Raw genomic sequence first — 1,241 nt, 5'->3', positions numbered from 1 at the left:
TATAGTACTCCCCCAAATTAGGACCACTAGCTAAGTTGAAAAACAAGCTGTAAATAGTGGTTCAAAATGAAAGCAAAACGCAAGCAGCACTCGCCTGCCTTTAAAGCCAAAGTGGCTCTGGAAGCATTAAAAGAGAAACAGACCTTAGCCGAATTGGCTAAACGGTATGAGGTGCATCCGACCATGATCAGTAAGTGGAAGCAAGACTTTCTGGATCGAGCTAGCTCAATTTTTGAGAAAGCGACCGAAGCTGAAGATAAAATAGACCCGGAGCGGCTGTATGCCAAAATCGGTCGATTAGAGCTGGAAAATGATTTTCTAAAAAAAAGCTTGAAGAAACTGGGTTGAAAAAATGTCGGAGGTTAATCGACAACCAAGCCTCAATAAGCATCAGGACACAATGTCGATTATTAGGCTTGCACCGGAGCGGGGTGTATTACCACCCGGTTCCTGAGTCTGAGCAAAATTTGAGGTTGATGAGACTGCTCGATGAGCGGAATTTGAATTATCCTGCCGAGGGGGTACTCCAACTCCAGGACTATTTACGAACTCAAGGCTATCCAGTCAACCACAAACGAATCCGACGACTAATACGAAAAATGGGGCTGATGGCTATTTATCCGAAGCGGAATTTGAGTCGATTGGGACAGGCCATTTATATTCGTCCTTATTTATTAAAGGGGCTGGCTATTACCGCTTGTAACCAAGTTTGGCAGATCGACATTACATACGTGCCCATGGCTAAGGGCTTTATGTATCTGGTAGCTCTTCTGGATGTGTATAGTCGGTATGTGACCGGATGGAGTTTGTCCAATAGTATGGCTGCCGAGTGGGTGGTGGACACACTTCAACAAGCTATTGCGCGCAATGGGAAACCAGTCATTATTAATTCTGATCAGGGTAGTCAGTTCACCTGTTCAAAGTGGGTAGATTGTTTGGAGCAGGAGCAGATCAAGATCAGCATGGACGGCAAAGGGCGAGCCATCGACAACATTTACATCGAGCGGTTATGGCGAACGGTCAAATATGATTACATTTATTTAAGTCCAGCCGGGGATGGCTGGGAATTAGAGCGTGGTCTGGCTAACTTCTTTGAGCATTACAACAACAGAAAATGCCATCAAGGTCTGGCTAGAAAAACACCTGCTGAGGTGTACTGTACTCCTTTGCAAGTCGACGTAGAATCGGAAAACCTCAATTAAAAAAAGCAAAAACTGGTCCTAAATATAGGGAGCACTATA

General features: G+C 44.6%; 2 protein-coding genes. Both read left to right on the top strand.

All coding sequences use genetic code 11. The features are described from left to right. Positions 1-66 precede the first annotated feature (66 nt). Positions 67-348 (top strand): transposase, encoded by a 282-nt coding sequence (locus GJR95_RS41390; protein WP_162391457.1) that lies wholly within the window; start codon positions 67-69, stop codon positions 346-348. Continuing rightward, positions 345-1,202: an IS3 family transposase gene (locus GJR95_RS41385; RefSeq protein WP_162391456.1), complete on the top strand. Its 858-nt coding sequence runs from the start codon at positions 345-347 to the stop codon at positions 1,200-1,202. Before GJR95_RS41390 ends, GJR95_RS41385 begins: the two co-directional genes overlap by 4 nt. The last annotated feature ends 39 nt before the right edge of the window (positions 1,203-1,241 follow it).

Source organism: Spirosoma endbachense, from assembly GCF_010233585.1.
GTDB lineage: Bacteria > Bacteroidota > Bacteroidia > Cytophagales > Spirosomataceae > Spirosoma > Spirosoma endbachense.
Note: the sequence above shows the minus strand (reverse complement) of the source record. Positions and strands in the feature narration are given on the sequence as shown.

Coding starts and splice junctions, on each gene's coding strand:
- GJR95_RS41390 (WP_162391457.1), top strand. CDS start 67: ATGAAAGCAAAACGCAAGCAGCACTCGCCTGCCTTTAAAGCCAAAGTG.